The following is a 2,847-nucleotide window of genomic DNA, read 5'->3' as shown; positions in this document are numbered from 1 at the left end:
AGACAGCTAGAGGTCGAAGCTCAAAAGGCGATTGAAGAATTATTAATTTTTCTTCCCGCATTGGATCTGGAAACTTCGGTTCACAGCCAAGCGGTAAAAGAATTTAGCGAAGCGTTCGATGTTATCTTGAAAGGGTACAACGGGGGCAATATTTCCTATGAGACTGGATATGATCTTATTCATCAGGTCAAAAATGGTTTCATTGAGGGAGGTGGTGCGCTTAGAAAAGTCGAAGAGAATCGGTTATCACGCCAGACAGAAAAGGCTGATAATTTCTCTCAAGATGGCAGTTATCGACGCAATCTAGTAGTGAATGATGAATCGTTTAATGTTCGTTTTAAAGCTAGTTGCGCTACGCCTGAATGCTTAATGAGAAATGCCAATATCGACATGGAAGATGATGCTTTTCAGGATTACATCGAGGCAGCGACACAAGATAAACGTTCGGATGTGATGCAGGTGATTGGTGTTTCTTTAATTGCTAACCCTTACTTGGCACCTTTGCAAAGGGTTGTCCAAGCTGATGTTGTTTATTCTGCTGCTAATTTAGATTTTGACCCGCTTTGGGCTTATGCTACAGGGATGGGGGCTGCATATCGCTTAAGATTACTCAATCTGCCTAAGCGAGTCCAAGATACATCGGATAGTTTTGTTAGTTATCTCACTGGTAATTTTTTAAGTGGAGATAACGATGATGATTAATAAAATTAAAGTTTGGAGATATATGAATATCTCCGATGGAGTATTTATTTTTTGCGTCATCTTAGGTGTGCTGTTTTTTCGGGATAGTGTTTTGGGTGTTATTGGGATGTGGTTTGCCGCTTTTCTTTGTTCTGGTTTAGGGCTTCGCCTTTATTGCAAAGGTAAAGGAATGATGAGGTACGGTACAATAAACAACGTAGATGAAAACGATATAGAGACAATTATGGAATCTTATCGGGCGCATCGTGACACAATGATAGGAACTACAACGGTAGCTGTTATATTTACACTTTATCAGTTGTACCACAGCAGTTTTTGACTGAAGCTATCAGAAACAATAAAGCCTCCCCATGGGGAGGCTTTATTGTTATGGAATAAAAGATCTTACGAAGATCCATTTGAGATCAAATGCTTTTAGGATTAATCTCTATACCCAGATGTGACAAAACCACTCTTCCCGGAGTGGTTTTCGTCGAAATACTCACTAGATTTCAGCCCTAGGAAGTTCCTTCCATGATAGACCATATCAAGTAAGCATTTCAAGAGTATTTCTGCACTCTGTTTGGAATCAAGATGTTTTGGACAGAACGACGCGCATCACTCACCGACCAAGGGATGTTCCAAAGGTGAGAGGTAAAGGCACTAATCAGAACTAAGCACCAAGCTCGATAAATCCGCCCCTTGTAGCTGCTAGAGGGGACAAGCGGAAAAGGAATAACTGATTAGTGTTGTGTGACTGGAACGGGGGCGAAAGCTTTACACACAGCGCAGGGCAGTCCGAAATAAGGGGAGAAATCCTTAGTTCAGAAAGCGACCATAGACAGTACCTAAATCACTCAAAATAGAGTCGAAATGGGTAGGGGTCGGCGCAGCCGAAATAAGCAATTTCGGCACCAACTCTTCTGTCTTCGCTTACCTCATCCGCTCGGCGCAGTGTGCGAGTAAGCGAAGCGTCCGAGCATCGAGCAAGCGGCATTTCACCCTATCTAAATGGTGGCACTGTCGCTCCTAACCCACGTGGGTTATAACCTTTTCAATAGCTTATTTTTTTAGGCTTGTGCTATCGCCTTTCTTCATACTAAGCCAGCATACACAGCGTCCCCTCTAGTCACTTCGTTCCTGACGGTTCCCCTGTGAGCTGGAAAGGGGCGCTAACGCCCCCTTTACCCCAGTAAACCAAACGTATCATTCCTCGCACTTACTTCATTTAGTATTCTATTAGTCCTTGGTTTGTATATGAGGTGCTTATGGCTAAGACTGATGAAGATATTGCGAATGTGAAGCGGATTAACTCAGGGATGAGGATGCTTTCCCATTCTGTTTGGAGAAAAGTACATCAGCCTAACTTCAGAAGCTTTACGCAGTTTGACCAAATGTTTTGGGATGTGACGAACCGAGCTTGGCTATCTGTCGATCATTCTGCATTTTCCGACAAATTGGAATTTGCTCATCTTTATTGGGCAGACTATTGCAAGAAGAATTTAGCGTCATGATTGCTATGGTTCTGTCGCCTCGCTTTGCTCGTTGCCGGTTCGTCAGTCCAGATTAAAACGCTACGCTCATTTAACCTGGACTAACAAACTCCGAATTGTTCAAAAAGCCCCTTTCGTGGGCTTTTTTGTTCCAGATGCTTGTGCTCATCTTAGGATGATAAAACCGCTTCAAATGCGTCATAAACTTTCAGAGTGGTTTTGTGTACCCGTGGGTAGGTTTGATGCTGAAAATGGCTTACAGAGCGTTTGAGGGGCTTCTAAATGGTGTTTTTGATAGTGAAGTTGCCTATTTAACATATGACCAATATTACGCACCTTTAAGAGTGGTTATGATGTTGTCACTTTAATTGAGGTTAGGTGAACTGATGCCACACAATTTTTTAGATCGAAAGAAAAAACCTTTGAGTTCTTCTGGCGGAGGTTATAAGCCACTCCATGAAGAAGAATCATTAAGAAAACCACAAGCTCGAGAAGAAACGGTTAGAGAGCGAGCAGCCCGCCAACGTCGAGAGCGTCAAGCTGAGTTGACGTATACCCAAGAAGATTACGCCCGTTGGGAACGAAATCGAAAAAGAAGACAGCTAGAGGTCGAAGCTCAAAAGGCGATTGAAGAATTATTAATTTTTCTTCCCGCATTGGATCTGGAAACTTC

Annotated in this window: 3 protein-coding genes and 1 pseudogene; all 4 read left to right on the top strand. The window is 42.8% G+C overall.

Features of this window, described 5'->3' with window-relative positions:
* Positions 1 to 702, top strand: a 702-nt coding sequence (locus tag R7127_RS25915; protein ID WP_318148654.1) for a hypothetical protein, incomplete at its 5' end; no start/stop codon positions are given.
* Positions 692 to 1,021 (top strand): hypothetical protein, encoded by a 330-nt coding sequence (locus R7127_RS25910; protein ID WP_060466680.1) that lies wholly within the window; start codon positions 692 to 694, stop codon positions 1,019 to 1,021. The genes R7127_RS25915 and R7127_RS25910, both read left to right, overlap by 11 nt.
* Positions 1,022 to 1,949: 928 nt before the next feature.
* Entirely contained in the window at positions 1,950 to 2,195 is a 246-nt protein-coding gene (locus R7127_RS25905; RefSeq protein ID WP_060466691.1) for a hypothetical protein, read from the top strand.
* Positions 2,196 to 2,560: 365 nt separating this feature from the next.
* Positions 2,561 to 2,847: pseudogene (locus R7127_RS25900) on the top strand (hypothetical protein); the annotation flags it as partial.

This window comes from Vibrio sp. 1159, from assembly GCF_033340395.1.
GTDB lineage: Bacteria > Pseudomonadota > Gammaproteobacteria > Enterobacterales > Vibrionaceae > Vibrio > Vibrio alginolyticus.
Note: the sequence above shows the minus strand (reverse complement) of the source record. Positions and strands in the feature narration are given on the sequence as shown.